General features: G+C 64.2%; 19 protein-coding genes. 12 read left to right on the forward strand and 7 right to left on the reverse strand.

Annotated elements, in window-relative coordinates; all coding sequences use genetic code 11:
- Positions 1-73 precede the first annotated feature (73 nt).
- Positions 74-895: a helix-turn-helix transcriptional regulator gene (locus C8J43_RS00205; protein ID WP_133029292.1), complete on the reverse strand. Its 822-nt coding sequence runs from the start codon at positions 893-895 to the stop codon at positions 74-76.
- 85 nt (positions 896-980) lie between these two features.
- Between C8J43_RS00205 and C8J43_RS00210 the strand changes: the two genes are divergently transcribed.
- Genes C8J43_RS00210 through C8J43_RS00220 form a run of 3 tightly spaced genes read left to right on the forward strand, consistent with a single transcriptional unit; the run spans position 981 to position 2,241 of the window.
- Positions 981-1,484 (forward strand): hypothetical protein, encoded by a 504-nt coding sequence (locus tag C8J43_RS00210; protein WP_243645345.1) that lies wholly within the window; start codon positions 981-983, stop codon positions 1,482-1,484.
- A 22-nt stretch (positions 1,485-1,506) separates the two neighbouring features.
- Positions 1,507-1,911: a hypothetical protein gene (locus C8J43_RS00215; RefSeq protein WP_133029293.1), complete on the forward strand. Its 405-nt coding sequence runs from the start codon at positions 1,507-1,509 to the stop codon at positions 1,909-1,911.
- A 39-nt stretch (positions 1,912-1,950) separates the two neighbouring features.
- Positions 1,951-2,241 (forward strand): hypothetical protein, encoded by a 291-nt coding sequence (locus C8J43_RS00220; protein ID WP_133029294.1) that lies wholly within the window; start codon positions 1,951-1,953, stop codon positions 2,239-2,241.
- Between the two features lie 160 nt (positions 2,242-2,401).
- On the opposite strand, the gene C8J43_RS00225 is transcribed toward C8J43_RS00220, so the two are convergent.
- The 5 genes from C8J43_RS00225 to C8J43_RS00245 form a co-directional block, all read right to left on the reverse strand.
- Positions 2,402-3,334: a metallophosphoesterase gene (locus tag C8J43_RS00225; RefSeq protein WP_133029295.1), complete on the reverse strand. Its 933-nt coding sequence runs from the start codon at positions 3,332-3,334 to the stop codon at positions 2,402-2,404.
- Positions 3,335-3,386: 52 nt separating this feature from the next.
- The gene (locus C8J43_RS00230) at positions 3,387-5,885 is read right to left on the reverse strand and encodes a TonB-dependent receptor (RefSeq protein WP_133029296.1); all 2,499 of its coding nucleotides are present in this window, start codon (positions 5,883-5,885) and stop codon (positions 3,387-3,389) included.
- A gap of 79 nt (positions 5,886-5,964) precedes the next feature.
- On the reverse strand, positions 5,965-6,912 hold the full coding sequence (locus C8J43_RS00235; RefSeq protein WP_133029297.1) for a FecR domain-containing protein: 948 nt from the start codon (positions 6,910-6,912) through the stop codon (positions 5,965-5,967).
- Positions 6,870-7,442 (reverse strand): RNA polymerase sigma factor, encoded by a 573-nt coding sequence (locus C8J43_RS00240; protein WP_133029298.1) that lies wholly within the window; start codon positions 7,440-7,442, stop codon positions 6,870-6,872. Before C8J43_RS00240 ends, C8J43_RS00235 begins: the two co-directional genes overlap by 43 nt.
- Before the next feature lie 190 nt (positions 7,443-7,632).
- Positions 7,633-7,962, reverse strand: coding sequence for an SMR family transporter (locus tag C8J43_RS00245; protein ID WP_133029299.1), 330 nt, complete (start codon positions 7,960-7,962; stop codon positions 7,633-7,635).
- A gap of 205 nt (positions 7,963-8,167) precedes the next feature.
- Between C8J43_RS00245 and C8J43_RS00250 the strand changes: the two genes are divergently transcribed.
- The 9 genes from C8J43_RS00250 to C8J43_RS00290 all read left to right on the forward strand — a co-directional run bounded on the left by C8J43_RS00250 (position 8,168) and on the right by C8J43_RS00290 (position 16,664).
- Positions 8,168-9,136: a cytochrome c oxidase subunit II gene (locus C8J43_RS00250; RefSeq protein ID WP_133029300.1), complete on the forward strand. Its 969-nt coding sequence runs from the start codon at positions 8,168-8,170 to the stop codon at positions 9,134-9,136.
- Positions 9,133-11,679 carry a cytochrome c oxidase subunit I gene (ctaD, locus tag C8J43_RS00255; RefSeq protein WP_133029301.1) on the forward strand — a complete coding sequence of 849 codons (2,547 nt, stop codon included), beginning with the start codon at positions 9,133-9,135 and terminating at the stop codon, positions 11,677-11,679. Before C8J43_RS00250 ends, ctaD begins: the two co-directional genes overlap by 4 nt.
- Positions 11,676-12,089, forward strand: coding sequence for a hypothetical protein (locus tag C8J43_RS00260; protein ID WP_133029302.1), 414 nt, complete (start codon positions 11,676-11,678; stop codon positions 12,087-12,089). The genes ctaD and C8J43_RS00260 overlap by 4 nt, the downstream gene beginning before the upstream one ends.
- Positions 12,086-12,718 (forward strand): cytochrome c oxidase assembly protein, encoded by a 633-nt coding sequence (locus C8J43_RS00265; protein ID WP_133029303.1) that lies wholly within the window; start codon positions 12,086-12,088, stop codon positions 12,716-12,718. The genes C8J43_RS00260 and C8J43_RS00265 overlap by 4 nt, the downstream gene beginning before the upstream one ends.
- Positions 12,715-13,743, forward strand: coding sequence for a c-type cytochrome (locus tag C8J43_RS00270; RefSeq protein ID WP_133029304.1), 1,029 nt, complete (start codon positions 12,715-12,717; stop codon positions 13,741-13,743). Before C8J43_RS00265 ends, C8J43_RS00270 begins: the two co-directional genes overlap by 4 nt.
- A 261-nt stretch (positions 13,744-14,004) precedes the next feature.
- Positions 14,005-14,256, forward strand: coding sequence for a hypothetical protein (locus tag C8J43_RS22130; protein WP_207893295.1), 252 nt, complete (start codon positions 14,005-14,007; stop codon positions 14,254-14,256).
- A 108-nt stretch (positions 14,257-14,364) separates the two neighbouring features.
- Positions 14,365-14,937: a DNA-3-methyladenine glycosylase I gene (locus C8J43_RS00280; protein WP_133029306.1), complete on the forward strand. Its 573-nt coding sequence runs from the start codon at positions 14,365-14,367 to the stop codon at positions 14,935-14,937.
- A 130-nt stretch (positions 14,938-15,067) separates the two neighbouring features.
- Positions 15,068-15,538, forward strand: a complete 471-nt coding sequence (locus C8J43_RS00285; RefSeq protein ID WP_243645346.1) for a hypothetical protein — start codon at positions 15,068-15,070, stop codon at positions 15,536-15,538.
- A 922-nt stretch (positions 15,539-16,460) separates the two neighbouring features.
- On the forward strand, positions 16,461-16,664 hold the full coding sequence (locus C8J43_RS00290; RefSeq protein WP_207893296.1) for a LysR substrate-binding domain-containing protein: 204 nt from the start codon (positions 16,461-16,463) through the stop codon (positions 16,662-16,664).
- Between the two features lie 55 nt (positions 16,665-16,719).
- On the opposite strand, the gene C8J43_RS00295 is transcribed toward C8J43_RS00290, so the two are convergent.
- Complete coding sequence (locus C8J43_RS00295; protein ID WP_165899513.1) at positions 16,720-17,406, reverse strand: hypothetical protein; 687 nt, start codon at positions 17,404-17,406, stop codon at positions 16,720-16,722.
- Positions 17,407-17,451: the final 45 nt, after the last annotated feature.

Raw genomic sequence — 17,451 nt, forward strand, 5'->3', positions numbered from 1 at the left:
ACGCAACGTATACCGGACGGCGATCCGCCGGAGCATGGGCTGTATGGCGATCGTCGATAAACTCCGGCAGTGCCTATCGTTGGCCATGATCGAGGGGTGCAGGCCGAAGTCGATCGAGCAGATAGCGGCTTGGTGGCTTGCCAACCATCTTTCGAAACATGGTCACGAAGCTGCTGGCGCTTTCATAGCCTAGATCCATTGCGACGGCCTGGACCGTTTGACCGGCACTCAGATGCCGCAAGGCAAGGACGATATGCAACTGTCGCCGCCAGCGGCCGAAACTCATGCCGACCTCTTCCGCCAGCATACGGCTCAGACTGCGCTCGCTGAGCGCGATCCGCGAGGCCCATTGTGCGACGGTGGCATGATCCGCCGGCGCCGCGATCAATAGATCGGTGAGTTTCCTCAAACGCGGATCGCTGGGAATCGGAAGGCGGAGGTCCTCGACCGGCGCGGCAGCCAACTCATCGAGAATAACCGCCACGATCCGGCCGTCTGGACCATCGACATCATAGCGCTCGGCCAGTTCATTCGCCCGCATCAGCAAATGACGCAGCAACGGCGATACGGTGATCGTGCAGCATTTGCTCGGCAGGGCCAGAGCTGCAGGTGGCTCGATGAAAAGGGATATGCACTCCACTTCGCCCGAGCCGAAAGCAGTGTGGGGCAGCCCGCCGGGAATCCACACGGCGCATTGTGGTGGCACGATCCAGACGGCGTCTTCCACCTCGCAATTGATGACGCCACGGACGGTCAGGAGCAACTGCGCTTTTTGATGCTGGTGCCGCGACGATTGCTCCAGGGCATCGAGACTGGTGACGGTGTTGGCCGCGACAAGGGCCCGAGGAACCTGATCGACATAGGAAAGCCAGTCACTGCGGACATCGATATGCATCAAGAGACTCGGCAATCTGAGGGTTCGGCCGGATCAAAACATATCATGGCCGGATTGCGCAATGACGCCATCTGTTAATCGCCATATGCCGTTCGAACGGACGGGAGAAGCGGCGATCAAGATCGCACGCCTCTTCGAGACGGGCAGCATTCAGCAGTCCCACCAAGCGCCTCCGGATGGGAATGTCGACGTGATCAGAAAGCAGCCAGTTGAACTCGCACTTGCGTGGCTCGTCCCAGCGGTCGACGCCGCACTCTTCGTCACGATCCAATGCTTCTCCTACCTGAACGGCTATGTCGGCAGCGGCAGAACGATGAAGGCTATCACGTTCGGCCCCACCGCATTGTGGGCAGTATCCATTTTCTACGGTGCCTGGGTCGTCCCTCCAGTGCTTGCGCTTGCCGGAAAGCGCGAAACCGACTGGGCAATGCTCGTCATCGGTGGTGGTGTTTCCGCCATGAGTACGCTTGGCGGCGTATCGGATGGCCTGCGCGACGGCGGCCATCTCGTTGCCTTGGAACTGCTCGCCGTCACGCTCCCCGCCGCAATCGCGCTGGTCATGTCGTGGCGGCACATCCGCTTGCATTGAAAGCATTGCAAGGAGACGAAACATGCCTTTCGACAGCACGAAATTTCCGCTCGTCTGGATAAGTTACGACGAAGGCCCCGATCACGACCACGATAAGGACTTCGAGGCATTCGAGGCGAATCTGAAGCGCGGTACACCGTTCGTGATCCTGACCGACTCTGCTCCAAACGAGGAGCATGAACATAGTCAGGAAGAGAAGAAACGCACCTCGCTGTGGATGAAGAAGCACAAGGCGGAACTTCGTTCGCTCGTGCTGGCAATGATCGTGATCGAGCCCAGTGCCATCAAGCGATTGGCCTTCAAACCCTTCAGCGTGGCCTTCGCCAAGTTCTGGGGCTATCCTTTGAAGCTGGTCTCGTCACACGAGGAAGCATCCCAGATTGCAGCGGAAATGATTTCAGAGCGCAAGAGGTCGGCAGCAGCCTGAGCATTCACTAAATCGACGACGCTGGTACGACGCGATCCCATGGCGTGGTTCGTCGGTGGCTTCGAGGTCGATGACATCGATGCCTGCCGCACCGTTCTCGACGATTTAGCGCTCCTTGGTTTCGAACTGATCGCGCGCGAACCCGATGACGGTCATATCACCCGTATCGAGCAAGGCCTGCCCGCGCTCGCAGCGGAATGCACATTCGTTCTGGCCGGCAAAGCCAACACCGTGCAGCGCTTGCGGCACAGGCTCGCATCCCTGGGCGTGCCTTCGAACAGGATCGTCGCGCGAAATTACTGGACGCCGGACAAGGCCGGCCTCGACTGAATACGCCTTCTCCGTCGATCACGCTGACGGTCGATCACGCTGACGGTCGATCACGCTGACGACTGGTGCGACACTAACCCAAGCGTCCGGTTACGGCGGACGCGCCCTGCCCTACGGCTTACGGCCGGCCCCAGTCCGCGTAGCCTTCCGCACGGTCGACTCAGATCGGCACATCCTGTCGATCGACACTGGTGAAGCCATAGGTCCTGTACCGGCTTTCCACCTTGCGGCCGGCAATCGTGATGTCGGTATAGCCCTCGGGCGTGCCGAGGAACGAGCCGTGCCAGTCGGCACCGGCAACCGCGCCGGTCGTGATGAACGAGACCCCGTCGAGCTCGATCCGCTCGTAGACGTGGCTGTGCGCCTGGAGCACCGCCAGCACGTCATAGCCGCGCAGGATGCGTAGAATCTCCCGGCCGTTGACGACGAACGTCCAGTTGTGCGGGGTGTCGAGCCAGGATTCGGGCTCGTAGCATCGCATCGCGGTGACGAGCGGGATGTGCGTCACCACGACCATCCGCGTGCCCTTGGGTTGCGCAGCGAGATCGGCGCGCAGCCATGCCAACTGAGAGGCGTCGACGCGGCCTTCGTAATTGCGGTCGGCGGTCAAACCGATCGAGTCCAGCACGACGAAATGCACGCCCTTGTGATCGAACGCGTAATAGCGTGGCCCGAACCGATCGATATAGAACTGCTTGCCGTAATCGGGCGCCGACGGATCGATACCGCTCTTGGGGAAGACGCCCAGGCAGTCGTGATTGCCGATGACGTGATGGATCGGCTTGCGCAGATGCGCGCGTTCGGTGCGCTGATAGAGATCCATCAGCAGCGTCGCGCGTTCCCGCCCCGTTTCGAGCGCATCCTCGACATGGTCGCCGCCCTGGATCACGAAATCGACGGGTGATGCGGATATCTGTTCGAAGCACCGCGCGCAGGCGCGATCCGCGCCCAATTCCGGCCGGATGTGACAATCGCCCACGAACGCGAAGCTGAAGCTGTCGCCGCCACGTACCGGCTCGGTCGCCGCAGCCCGGGCTGCCAAGGGAACGAGCGGCGCGCCAAGCGCGAGCTTCAGGAGATTGCGGCGTTCCATGGGGCACCTGTCGACAGGAGGAAGAGGGGGCATTCCCGATACGCGGCGACGCTCAAAAGTGGACGCGGACGGTGCCGAACACCTGGCGCGGTGCGGCGGTTTGGAGCGTCGTGTACGTGCCGTTCGGATCGGAGGTGACGAACCCGGCTGTCCCGGTCGAGGCGATGTATTTCTTGTCGAACACGTTCGTCAGGTTGAACTGGACGTCGAACATGCGGCTGAACCGATAGCCTGCCGACAGGTTGACGTTAACTGCGCCGGGCAGCTTCGCGTCGTTGAGATAGCTGTAATAGCGGGCGCTGCGATAATGCGCGTTGACCCCGCCCCAGATCGTGCCGTCGTCGTAGTTGAGCTCGGCAGTGCCGACATTTCTGGGTGACGCCACGACCTGCTTGCCCTTGGTGGCGACGACCGCGCCGCCGAGCGGCTGGACATCGTCGTCATAGGTCGCATCGTTATACGCATAGCTGCCGTAGAGCGACCAGCCGCGCGCGAACTTCCAGTTGGCGGCCGCTTCGGCGCCCCGCGACGAGACGCCGCCGACGTTCTGGAGCACGTTCTGGTTGCCGACGATGGTCGCGCTGATCGACGAGGCGAGCAGGCGGTTGGAGAACTTCACGTAATAGCCGGTCAGCGAGAGCTGAAGATCACGATCGTGGAAGCGATAACCGGCCTCGAACGTGTTGGTCATCTCAGGCTTAAGGTTGCTCCGGATGAAATCGAACCCGGCCTGCGAACTGCTCGAGAACGGGCCGCTGGAGGTGGACGCGACGAACGCCGCCATGTTGCGCGTGTAATCGGCGAACAGCTCGTTGTTGCCGTCCAGCGTATAGAGCGCGCCGACGGTGGGCAGGAACCAGTTCTTCGCCTGGATCGAGCCGTCGATCGGCTTGGTGCTGACGACGCTGTGCGCGCGGTTGGTCGACACCACGCCCTTGACGCCCGCGTTGAGCCGCAGCGCGTCGGTCGCCTGCCACGTGTCGCTGATGTCGAGCTGGACGGTGTTCGTGACGTATTCGTTGTAGAAATTGGTCTTGAACGGGTTGGTGTAGAATTTCTGGAACTCGCTCGGCGCGACGCCCTTTTGCAGGCCGTAGAGATACGAACCCTGATCGAAGGCATTGCGTTCGTACCAGATGCCCCCCTCGATCTTGTGATCGCCGGCAGCGAACTTGAGCCGCGAGATCACGCCTTTCCGGTTGATCGCGTAGCGGAGCGCGGACACCGAGACGGGCGATCCGCCAAATGCGGCGGGCGTCGGGTCATAGGGGCTCGCATAAGTGCCGATCCCCTTGTCGAGATGGATATAGCCGGTCGTGAAACCGCTGAGCCGGGCCCCGAGCGCATAGTCGAGCTTCTCGTACGCCAGCAGATCGCGGCGTACGCCGCCGCCCTGGTAGATCGTGTCGTCGGCGGCGGCGAACGGTGCCGGCGGGGTGCCGCCGTTCTGGACGATCGTCGCGAGTTGCTCGGCCAGCGCGAAATCGCGGATGTTGTCGAACCTGTAGCCATAGGTCTTTAGCCGGGCGAGCGAGACGTCGTTGTAATCGTCCTCGCGTCGATCGATCAGGTTGAGGAACGTGGTGGACTTGACCGCGTCGCCGAGCGGCTGGACGTATTTCGCGTTGATCTGGTCCTGCACCTGCTTGCCCCAGCCGCGCCACTTGCCCTGACGATCATGCGCGTAGGACACCGCCAGCCGCCCGCCCCACGGCAGCTCGCCGCTGTTGACCCGCCCGAAACTGCGCCACGAATTGGCGCTGCCGTAGCTTTGCTCGAGATCGATGCCGAATTTGTCGGTGGGGTCGATCGAGGTGAAATCGACCGTGCCGCCGATGTTGCTGGTCGAGGCTGTGCCGAGCGCGCCGCTCCCCTGCGAGAGCGTCGCGGCGCCGTTGTTCTCGCTGAGCAGCGCGCGGTTGATCGAAAGGCCGTTGTTGTTGCGGTACTGCATGTTGCCGAGCGGCACGCCGTCGAGCGTGAAGCCCATCTGGTCGGTGAGAAAACCGCGGATCGAGAGCTGCGTCGCCGCCTCATACGTGCCGTGCGCGTCGGAGGAGTCGAAGTTCACGCCAGGCAACCGGCCGAGCGAGCGCAGCGGGGACGAGCCGCCGGTCAGCTTCGCCATCGCCTTGGCGGACACCGTCTGGACCTGGCGGGACTCGCCCTGGCCGAGCACGACGATATCCTGTCCGGGCGTACTGGTGGTCGCAGCGTCGGTGGAGTCCTGCGGCGTTTCGACCGGGGTGACCTTCAGCGATATCATCGAGGGGGTTTCCTCGGCGATCGTCAGCCCCTGCCCCGCGATCAGACGGCGCAGCGCCTCGCCACGCGTGAACCGACCGTGCAGCGCTGTCGAACGCCGGTTGGCGACGGCATCGTAGGGAAAGCTGACATGCACGCCGGCCTGACGCGCGAACGCGTTGAGTGCGGTCGCCGTGTCGGACGCCTTGATGTCGAACGCGACGCTTGCCGCCTGCGCCTGCGCACCGGCGGCAACGGGAATCGCAGCCACCGCCACGATGGCCGTCGTCGTCAAAAACTTGAACATGTAATCCCCGCATCGCACCGTGTGTCGGAGCAGGGATGGATGAGCGCGGACAAACCGCCATCAGCCGCGAAAATAAACTTTATGCGCGAGCCAGGACGATCCCTCCGGCCGGGCCTGCGGTCGCACGGATGCCGAACGTGCTGCGTAGCGCGTGCAGGAATTCCGCTGGCCTGGTGGTCGCGAAACTGCCGCCCACACGGAGCCGCGACAGCGCGGGGTCGCCGATCACGATCTTGTTCGGCAGATACCGGTTCATCTCCGCGACCGCATAGTCGAGGCTTTCGCCATTGAGCACCAGCGTGTCGTGCTGCCACGCGGTGACCCCGCCGAGATCGTCGCGCGCCTGGACACTGACCTGCCCCGCCGTGACGAGCGCGACTTCGCCCGAACCGATCCGCAGCGTCGATCCATCGGCAATGCCACCCGTCAGCACCGCCAGTTCGCACCCCGCACCGCGCAGCCGGACGTTGTACGCGCCGGGATCGAGCTGGAACTGCCCCCCCGGCGTCAGCAACTGCAGGCGGTGGTCGGCTGCCAGCAGCAGCGCGATCTCGCCGCGATCGAGCCAGAGCCGTGCAGGCGTTCCGTTGCGCCAGTAGACGCGGCTATCGGTATTCAGATCGAGCGAGATGCCGGGCGTCACCGCGACCGCCATCCGCTGACCGACCCGGGTCTCCGCCATATCGCGCGCCGCAGCGCGGTAGGCGATTCCCCCGCCGACCGCGGCAACGCCGACGATCGAGCCGGCAGCACGTAGGAGCTGGCGCCGGTTCGGCCGCGCGACGATTTTCGACGCAGGCTGCGCTTCAGACGAAGCCCTCGTCTCGCCCCGTGTGCCGCGCAGGCCATCGAGATCGCGCCACGTACCGGCGACCTCTGCAAAGGCCACGGCATGGCGGATATCGGCGTCGCGCCACGCCTCGAATGCCGCGACATCCGCCGATCCCGCGTCGAGCGCGGCCAGCCAGCCGGCAGCTTCGTCGGTCAGGTCGGCATGACGCTGCGGAATGTCGGAACGGCCTGGCACGCTTCCTCCGCCTGCGCTTCGCTATCGCGCCGGGCTCTCGTGATGAGCGCCAGCCCCTTAGCGATATGCTTTTCCACGGTCGAGACCGATATGCAAAGCGCTTCGGCGATGGCGCCCGGCGTCATCCCCTCGACCTTCCGCATGCGCAGGACGCGCGAGCATTGCGCGGGCAGCGTGTCGATCAGGTCGAGCAGGCGTTGCAACTCGGATCGTCCCGACGCGACGGCAAACGCATCGGGTGCCGGGTCCGCGACTCCTAGGAGATCGAGCGAAGCGAACGCGTCGATCCGCACCACGTTCGCCCGTCGCAACCGTTCGAGCGCAAGATTATGCACGATCGTCAGGACGAAGCCGCGCGGCGTGACGATCGCGCGATAATCCGGCGTCTTCAGTATCCGCGCATAGGCATCCTGGACCAGATCCTCGGCGTTGTCGCGGCCGCACAGATACGCTGCCTTCGCGCGATAGGCCGCCGCATGCGGCAGCACCTCGGCGAGAAACCAGCGATCGATGTCACGCAGCCAGCTCAACACATGCTCCAGAAGCCATGCTGCGCCACCTAGCCCGGTATTCTTACACGACGGGGACAGCGTCGTTGCTCCGTGGCATTCGAACATCGCCCTCTGCTGATGCCTTGCGGCTGTACGCTCGCCCCCCGTCAGACGCCCCATACCCGGCCATTCGAGCGCCCTCTGCCGCTCCCCAGCTTCAGCCGTCCGCTCAATGGCTCGAAGCGTTCGAGAACACGTTCATGACGATGACACCGGCAATGATCAGTCCCATGCCAAATACAGCAGCAGCATCGAGCTTTTGACCCTGGAATGCCCATGAAGCCGCCGAAATCAGGACGATGCCAGCGCCTGACCAGATAGCGTATGCAATGCCTGTCGGTATCGTTCGAAGGGTCAGCGACAGGAAGTAGAAGGCAATACCGTAGCCGATGACGGTAACGACCGTCCAAGGCATGCGGTTAAAACCATTCGACTGCTTCATTGCGGTCGTGGCACAAACCTCGGAAACGATCGCGATTGCTAGCATGAGATAGTTCATGCAGGATCCGCTAGCACACCGAATGCCGCCAATCCCCAATCGATCTCCAGCTCGGCTCCTCCGGCGGCACGAGCCGGACGTATGGATTGACCTGCCTACGCGACTGCTCTCGTCGACAGGCCTACATGACATTTCTGTCATTTTGGGTTTACGCGCCCCCGCCAGCCGGGTTAGGGACGCGCTTCGCAAGGGTGGCAAGGTGATGATGCGGAAGGCTATTTTTCTTTCCGTGGGCGCGTGCCTGCCGCTGTTGGCGGGATGCAACCGGCACCAGTCGACGCTCTCGCCGTTCGGCGAGGAGGCGGACAAGGTCCTCTCGATCACGATCGTTCTGGTCATCGGCGCAATCATTCTTGCGGGCGGGCTAGCGTTGCTGATGCGCCACGCGATGCGCGCGCCGGAAGGTCGGCTGACGCACAAGGGCGGGATGAAGCTGGTGCTCTGGCTCGGCGGCATCGGACCTTCGATCCTGCTGCTGGGCCTGTTGCTCTACGCCCTACCCGCGATGCGGCCGCGCGAGGTCGCCAACAGCGACCTACGCATCGGCGTCGAGGGCGAACAGTTCTGGTGGCGCGTCCGCTATGCGCCGCCGGGCGGATCGGTGGTCGAGACCGCGAACGAACTCCGCCTCCCCGTTGGTCGCACCGTCGAACTGTCGCTCCGCAGCCCCGACGTCATCCACAGCTTTTGGGTCCCCGGTCTCGCCGGCAAGATGGACATGATCCCCGGCCGCACCAACCGGCTCGTCGTCCGCGCGACCAAGGCGGGGACGTACCGCGGCGTCTGCGCCGAGTTCTGCGGGCTCGGCCACGCGCTGATGGCGTTCGACGTGATCGCGATGGAGCCGGCCGCATTCGAGCGCTGGCTCGCCGAGCAGCGCAAGCCCGCTATCGTCACCGCGTCGCCGGGCGCGCGTTTGTTCGCAAGCTATGGTTGTAGCGGTTGTCACAGCGTCCGCGGCATCGGCCCGGTCGCGAAGATCGGCCCCGACCTGACGCACTTCGGGTCGCGCCCGACGCTCGCCGCGGGTGTGCTGCCGATGACGCACGCCAACATCGCCGGTTTCGTCCGCGATCCGGGCAAGACCAAGCCCGGCGTGCGGATGCCCGCCTTCCCGCAGATGTCGGCCGCCGAAGCCGATCAGATCGCAAGCTACCTTCAGGGGCTCAAATGACCACCGAGAGCACCCAGTACGTCGCCCCCGACCAGAACGATCCGGCGGTCCGCAAGGGCCAGGAAGACCGTTTGCGTGAAGTCTGGAAGCCGCCGACGGGCTGGTTCTTCCGCTGGACCGACGTCAACAACAACCGGATCGGCGTCTGGTACACGCTGACCGCGTTCGGGTTCATGCTGTTCGCGGGCGTGCTCGCGCTGATCATGCGCACGCAGCTGGCGGTGCCGAACAACGATCTCGTCACAGCGAACACGTTCAACCAGCTGTTCACGCTGCACGGCTCGATGATGATGTTCCTGTTCGCGGTGCCGATGTTCGAGGCGGTGTCGATCATCCTCCTGCCGCAGCTGCTCGGCGCGCGCGACCTGCCGTTTCCGCGGCTGTCCGGGTTCGGATACTGGTCGTTCCTGATCGGCGGCGTGTTCGTGTCGGGCTCGATCTTCTTCGATGCGGCGCCCGATGGCGGCTGGTTCATGTATCCGCCGCTGACGACGCGGACCGACCTCAGCGGGCTTGGCGCGGACATCTGGATGCTGGGCTTGAGCTTCATCGAGGTGTCGTCGGTCGCGGCCGCGGTCGAGCTGATCGTCGGCGTCCTGAAATGCCGCCCGCCCGGCATGCGCCTCAACCTCATGCCGCTCTATGCCTGGTACATCCTGGTCGTCGCGGTGATGATCCTGTTCGCGTTCCCGCCGCTGATCGCGGGCGACGTGCTGTTCGAGATGGAGCGGCTGCTCAACTGGCCGTTCTTCAACGCGGAGAAGGGCGGCGATCCACTGCTGTGGCAGCACCTGTTCTGGATCTTCGGTCATCCGGAGGTCTACATCGTCTTCCTGCCGTCGATCGCGCTGTTCGCGATGCTGATCCCGACCTTCGCGCAACGGCATTTGCTCGGCTATCCGTGGATCGTTTTGGCCGCGGTGGGCACGGCGTTCCTGAGCTTCGGGCTGTGGGTCCACCACATGTTCACGACGGGTCTGCCGAAGATCAGCCTCGCGTTTTTTGCGGCGGCGTCGGAAGCGGTGGCGATCCCAACCGGTGTGCAGATCTTCGTGTTCATCGCGACGCTCTGGGCGGGCAACGTCAAGAAATCGACGCCGCTGCTGTACGCGAGCGGTAGCCTCGCGGTGTTCGTGATCGGCGGGCTGACCGGCGTGATGGTCGCGGTCGCCCCGTTCGACTGGCAGGCGCACGATACGTATTTCATCGTCGCGCATCTGCACTACGTGCTGATCGGCGGCACGCTGCTGCCGCTGTTCGCCGGGCTGTATTATTACTGGCCGCTGGTGACGGGGAAGAAGCTGTCGGACCGGCTCGGGCGGATCGCGTTCTGGATCATGTTCGTGGGCATGAACCTGACGTTCTTCCCGATGCACCTGTCGGGCCTGCTCGGGATGCCGCGGCGCGTGTTCACCTATCCGGAGGAACTCGGCATCGGCGGTCTCAACCTCGCCTCGACCGCAGGGTCGTACATGTTTGCGCTCGGCGTGCTGATCGTGTGCATCGACCTCGCGCTGTCGCCGCGTCGTCCCAAGGCGCCGCGTAATCCTTGGAACGCGGGCACGTTGGAGTGGCTCGCACTGCCCGACGATGAGGACTGGGGCATCCGCTCGGTGCCGCTGATCGAGAGCCGCTATCCGATCTGGGACCAGAAGAACTTCGTCCAGAAGGTCGACGAAGGCCGCTTCTTCCTGCCCGACGCGGAGGAGATGCGGCGCGAGTCGATCATCACCACCGTGCTCGACGCGCGCCCCCTGCAGGTGATCCGCCTCGGTACGCCGAGCGTGAAGCCGATGATGACCGCGGTCGCACTCGCCGGCGTGTTCATCCTGACGACGTACCACCTGTATATCTGGTCGGCGGTCAGCGGCGTCGCGACGCTCGCCTGCGTGCTGTGGTGGCTGTGGACCGGCACCGCCGAGATCCCCGAAAAGCCGACCAAGCATATCGGCCACGGGATCGAGGTGCCGCTCTACACCTCGGGGCCGTCGGCGCCGGGCTGGTGGGCGATGTTCATCACGATGATGGCGGACGCGACCGCGTTCTCGGGGCTCGTGTTCGGCTATTTCTTCTTCTGGACGATCCACAATGATTTCCCGCCGAGCGGGGTCGGGCTCAACGGGCCGGGCGTGTTCTGGCCGATGGTCGCGCTCGCGCTGACGCTCACCGGCTGGGCCGCGACCGTCGGCGCGCGCGAAGTGCATCGCCGTGGCAACGTAACCGCGGGTCGCGCGCTACTGATCGTCGGGATCGTCGCGACGCTGTCGAGCCTGTTCGCCGGGCTCGCAGGACCGTGGTATTCGGGGCTCGATCCCGAACTCCACGTCTATCCCGCGATCGTCTGGACGCTGGCGATCTGGACCGCGGTCCACGCCGCGATCGGGGTCATCATGCAGGCCTACACGCTCGCACGCAGCCTCGCGGGGAAGATGACGCCGGTCTATGACGCGGACCTCCGCAACATCACCGTGTACCACCACTTCCTCGCGCTGACGGGCATCGTGACGTTCTGCACGATCGGCCTGTTCCCGGGTGTCGCATGACCAAACCCGAGCGGAAGCCCAACGCTGAGCGGAAGCACTGGGCGCGCGACCTGAAGGTGACGCTGTGGACGCTGATCGTCCCGCCGACGATCTGGGCCGTGCATTTCCTGTTCTGCTATCTGTGGGTGGCAGTAACCTGCGCGAAATCGTCGAGACCGGGGACGGCGTTGACCGGCTTCCCGCTAGCGACGCTGATCGCGACGATCGTTGCGCTGCTGGGGATCGTCGCCGCGGGCTATATCGCGCGCGTCCAGTCGGAGACGCCGGGCGATCCGGCCCCGCACGAACAGGGCACCGCCATCGACCGTCTCCGTTTCCTTGCACTGTCGACGCGGTTGCTGGCGGGGCTAAGCTTCGTCGCGGTGATCTTCACGGCCTTGCCGGTCATCATGTTCGGCGACTGCCGATGAGACGCGCGAGCCTCGTCCTGGGCGCCGTGCTAGTCCCGCTCGGCTGGGCATTCGCCGCAGCGCCGCTCGGCATGGTCGGGCACATGGCGGGTCACATGATAGCAGTCGCCGTCGCCGCGCCGTTCCTCGCCTACGGGATCGCGGGGAGTCGCTTCGATCCGGCCGAGCGCTGGCCCGCGGCGGTGACTCCGCTCGCGATGTCGCTTGTCGAACTCGTAGTCGTATGGCTCTGGCACCTCCCCGCGCTGAGACTGCGCGTCGACATGCATCCGCTCGCGCTGCTCATCGAGCAGGCTAGCTTCCTCATCGCCGGCGTCCTCCTCTGGAGCGCGGTCCTCGGCACCCGCATCGGCGGCGCCACCGACCGCCGCGCGTCGGGCGTCGCGGCTTTGCTTCTGACCTCGATGCACATGACCCTGCTCGGCGCGCTGATCGGCCTCGCCCCGCGCCCGCTCTACGCGATGATGGCCCAAATGTGGGGGGGGCACCCGGCGATCCACGGCCTCGACGCCCTCGAAGACCAGCAACTCGGCGGCGTCGTCATGCTGATGGTCGGCGCGGCGAGTTATTTCATCGGCGGGCTCGCAATGCTCGGCGGACTGTTGAAGACACGGAGCGCGACCGCATGACGATCCGGATAACCTGGGCGCGCGCCGCCGCCGCCATCGTCGGACTGGCGCTTGCCGGGCTGTTGTTCGCGTGGTCGGGCGTGTTCAACATCGCCGCCTCGTCGGGCCATTGGAAGATCACCGACTGGTTCCTCCACTGGACGATGCGCAACTCGGTCCGCACCTACGCTGCGGTCACCGCCCCCGACGATCCCAAGGCGAACGAGGGTCTTGTCAGCGCCGCCGGCCTCTTCAAGGCAAGCTGCGCCTCGTGCCACGGCGCGCCCGGCGTCCGCCCGCTACCCGTGATGCAGGCCGCGACACCCCCTGCCCCAGACCTGTCGATCAACGCGCGCGAGTGGACCGACAAGCAGATCTTCTGGATCCTCAAGCACGGCGTCAAATACACGGGCATGCCCGGCTGGGCCGCCAAGGACCGCGACGACGAAGTCCGCCGCATGGTCGCCTTCGTCCGCGTGCTGCCGGAAATGTCGCCCGCGACCTATCGCTCGCTGACCGAAGTGCCGGGCGTCACCGATGCCAGGATTGCCACCTGCGCAGGCTGCCACGGCGCCGACGGACGTGGTCGCGGCCAGCCCGACATGCCCGTTCTTGGCGGACAGAGTCCCGCGTATCTTCGCGCAGCATTAGAGGCCTATGCGACCGGAAAACGTCAGAGCGTGGTGATGGCGAACGCCGCCGCGACACTGACGCCTGAGGACATGACGCGGTTGGCGGATCACTTCGCGGCGATGCCGGGAATCGGCGGCGTCACGCCGTCGGGATCGACCGCAGCTGCCCGGATCGACCGCGAAGGCCTGCCGAAGGTGCAACTCCCCGCCTGCGCAAGTTGCCACGCTCCCGGCAAGCCCTACCCCGTGCTCGCCGGCCAGCGCGCGAGCTATATCGCGCAACGCCTGCGTAATTGGCGTGGTGACGAGACGGTGGTGGATGCGCGGAAGTCGCAATCGACGATGCCGGTGATCGCCCGTCGCATCCCTGAGGATATGATTGATCCGCTTGCCCAGTATTTTGCGGGTCGCTGAATTACCGCAGGGGCGATGCCGTCGCCCCTTGCACGCAAGGCTTTTGTATCGTGCCCACGCGTGCCGGCGATCATGGTTTCAGCGCTCGATCTCCGGCGGCAATCTCAATGCGGCCTCACTTCCAGACATTCGGGGCGGCAGCGCCCTTCCCACCTCTGGACGTTCCATGGATAGCTCTTGCCCTCCCGTTCGGTGAGGCAAAGGCGTACTATGCCTGATCCGAGATAGGCTGTGAGCTTTGTGGGACCCGGGCCGACGCTGGTGGTGCGCACCGACGTCTCGCCCATATCTCTTCTGGCGGCGGTGCGCCGCTCATCGTCACCGGCCGATCTACTACTTCTGCGCACCGAGACCACTCGCAGACACTCAGACCGCCCTTCCCTGCATCCCAACTTCGGCAACTCGTTCATCTGGTTGGGCGGCAGCGCGCGGCGGCCGATCAACTGCCTGGACGGCCTGAAAGGCGAGGATAGCAATCGACCCGTTTCGACCGGATCAACGCCGAACTGCTGAACGTCATCGAGACCTGATCCGCGCTGCCGATGGCGAACGGCATCGACACGCCGGCACCGAGCGAGCATCGTCCCGGCCAGCATGCAGATCGACAGCAAAGACCGGGCAATGCCTGCCATGACTCGCGCCGAGCTATCCCGCTGTCGATGGGCGCAGGGCGATCCGTTGCTTGCGGCGTATCACGACGCCGAATGGGGCGTGCCCGAACGCGACCCGCGCGCGCTGTGGGAAAAGCTGATGCTCGACGGATTCCAGGCCGGGCTGGCCTGGATCACGATCCTGCGCAAACGCGACGCATTCCGGGCTGCCTTCGCGGACTTCGATCCGGACATCGTCGCGCGGTTCGGCGAGCCGGACATCATGGCGATGCTCGGCAACGCCGGTATCGTCCGCTCGCGCGCCAAGATCGCAGCGACGATCGGCAATGCCCGCGCCTATCTCGCGATGCGCGACGCCGGCGAGGATTTCGGTGGCTTCGTCTGGAGTTTCGTCGATGGTACGCCGGTGATCGACGACGGTACCAAGGCGCTGACCCGCTCGCCTGCGTCCGAAGCCCTATCCGCGGCGCTCAAGCAGCGCGGGTTCAAGTTCGTCGGCCCCGTCATCGTCTACGCCTGGATGCAGGCCTGCGGTCTCGTGAACGACCACAAGACATGCTGTTTCCGTCGAACCGAACTGTGAATGCGCCGCCGCCGGGGTCTGGCGACCACTCCCGTGCAGGGACCGTACGGACCATAGCTGTTCGCTATCCCGGCTGAACGATCGCCGCGACGATGCCGGCCTCCAGGACCACCGTTTAGGCGACCATGCGATGATGCCGCTGACGCTGTTCGTCTGGCTGACCTTGCTGACGCTGCGGCTGTACGGCGCGCTGGGCGGATTGCTGGTGTTGCTGCCGTATTGGTTGATCGTCAGCGGCGGATACACACCGACCCAGGCGGGTTTCGCGTTGCTCCCCTTCTCGATCGTGATCGGCACCGCATCCCGCTTTGCCGGACGACTGAGCGAGCGGATCGGCCCGCGCTGGCCGCCGACGATCAGGCCAATCGTTACCGGGGTGGGCTTCGCGCCGATGACGACCGTCGACCCTAGGGCCCGCTTTTGGGGCAACGTGCTGCCAGGCCTCGTGGTGATCGCGCTCGGGATGCCGCGCGGTCGCTCCGCTCACGACCGCGATACGACCAATTTTGACGCCCGGCTATCTGCTCGCGATGTCTCAATAAGAAAGAAAACGGCCTGTCCGCGATTGGGAAGGCGGATGGCGTTAGCGGACGTCGCGTGACGCTGCGGCCTTTCTCAAAAGGGATCAAGCTTCAGGAAACGTAACGGGCACAGAATAGTCCCACGGACGCGGCCTCCAACCGCCGGAGCAAAGATAATCTGACACGACGAACTACGTCCTCAGCTGGACTGTCGCGTTTCTCTCCGTGTCGCCTTACGGCGGAGCAGTAAGCCACCAACTATGAGGACAATCACGATACCTACCGGCATCTGTACCAGCCAGAACCTGTCATCGCTGCCAAGATCCCAAGGCCAAGCATGACAGCTTGAGGCACCTAGCGAATATCCACATGCCAGATTTGACAGGTAAACGTAGAACAGGATCGCACAGCCGCTGACAAAGGCCGACAAGGCAAAAAGGAGATTGGACAGGAGCCGCATGTCGACGGTCTGCTACAGCGCGACCACTACGGCAAGGGCGTGTTGTCTTGATAGGGGCGGCGGTACACAAAACACGTCCGCTCAGATGACGCAGACACCTGTTTGTCCTCTTCGTCGCTTGCTCAAAAACGAACCCCTAGCGGGGCAGTCGCCTAGGCGATCGCACCGAGCCGTCCGGGCACCCCCTTTTTCCGAAGCTCTTCCTGATTGCTCTCTCCCAAAATAGGCTGTCAGAGACGGAGAAACGGCAAAGATCGCGCTTAACGAATGGCCGTTATTGGGAGCCGGATCGCCAGCCTGAACGTCTGGGTGTGGGCGAACGCACCTCTGCCCTACGACTTTAGGCCAGACCCAAGAGTGGACGTTCAGCAGGGCTTTTCCGCTCCGCGGCATCAGACGCTCGTTCATAAATCTGATCGGTGGGGTGAGCCAAAGCAAAATGTTCAGACGTGCGAGCGCGTTCAAAGCCTGGTTGCGGAACGGTATAGCCACTCCGACGCAGCGCGAGCGTGATAGCCATCCCTTTCTATAGCAACCTCCACTTGGCGATCACTGGACACGGCATCGCCTGCCTGCCGCCGTTCGCGGTGCGGCAGGAAATCCTCGACGGTCGGCTCGTGTCGTTGCTGGAACAGCATGTCCACGCGGTCGATCAGTTCAGCGTATTGTGGCCAGCCAGCCGCCAGGTGGCGGCACGGTTGCGGGCGTTCATCGATTTCATGACGTCCCGCCTGACACCGGAGTAACCGTAGAATCGATGCAAATGATGGCACGTTTACCGACGCAGCCCCTCGACATCGTCTACGGGGTCGTGGCCAAGTCGCGCCTGACCGCGTCGAGCGAGATCGGCGAGGCCGGCAACACGAAGCGCGACGCCGGTATGCGCGCGTGATTGATCGTGTCGAGTGTCATCCCGAGGAAGACAAGCGGTGCGCCCTTGTCCAGCATACCCTCCATGAAAGCCCACGGGTTTTCGGCGCCGAAAATGCCGTGCATCGTGCCGATCGACGCGGCGAACTGCTTGCGCATCACTGCGGCAAGCGGCGCCAGGGTCGGATCGTCGCTGACGACCAGATAGGGTTCGTCGTCGCCCCCGCTCTTGCCGTCGAAGATCAGGCCATAGGCCACCCCCTTGCGCCCCCGGATGCTGACCGGGCCGCGTGGGACGAGACGCGCGTCCGCCTCGCTATTGTGCGGCGACGATCGCACATTGGGCTTCACCTGTTCGATCATCGCGGTGGCGATGTCCTCCTGCCGCATGACCGTCGGCCCGGCAGCATTGGTCTCTACGAGATAGTCTCGCCCCGCCCTGGTAAGGAAATAATGGGAAGCGTCGCCGATCGTCACCCGGAAATCGCCCTCGGTGGCGATCTCGATCGTCATCGCTCTGTTGTCGTCGGAACCGACATAGTGTGCCGTCATGTCGGCAAAGGCAGGACCAGCCCATGCCGCCGCGGTGACGGCCAGAAACGCAAACCCAAGCTTCATGTCTCCTCCGTTGGTAAAAGGGAACCGGGTGCACTCCGTAGCACA

Origin of the sequence: Sphingomonas sp. PP-CE-1G-424 (assembly GCF_004341085.1) — a bacterium.
GTDB lineage: Bacteria > Pseudomonadota > Alphaproteobacteria > Sphingomonadales > Sphingomonadaceae > Sphingomonas.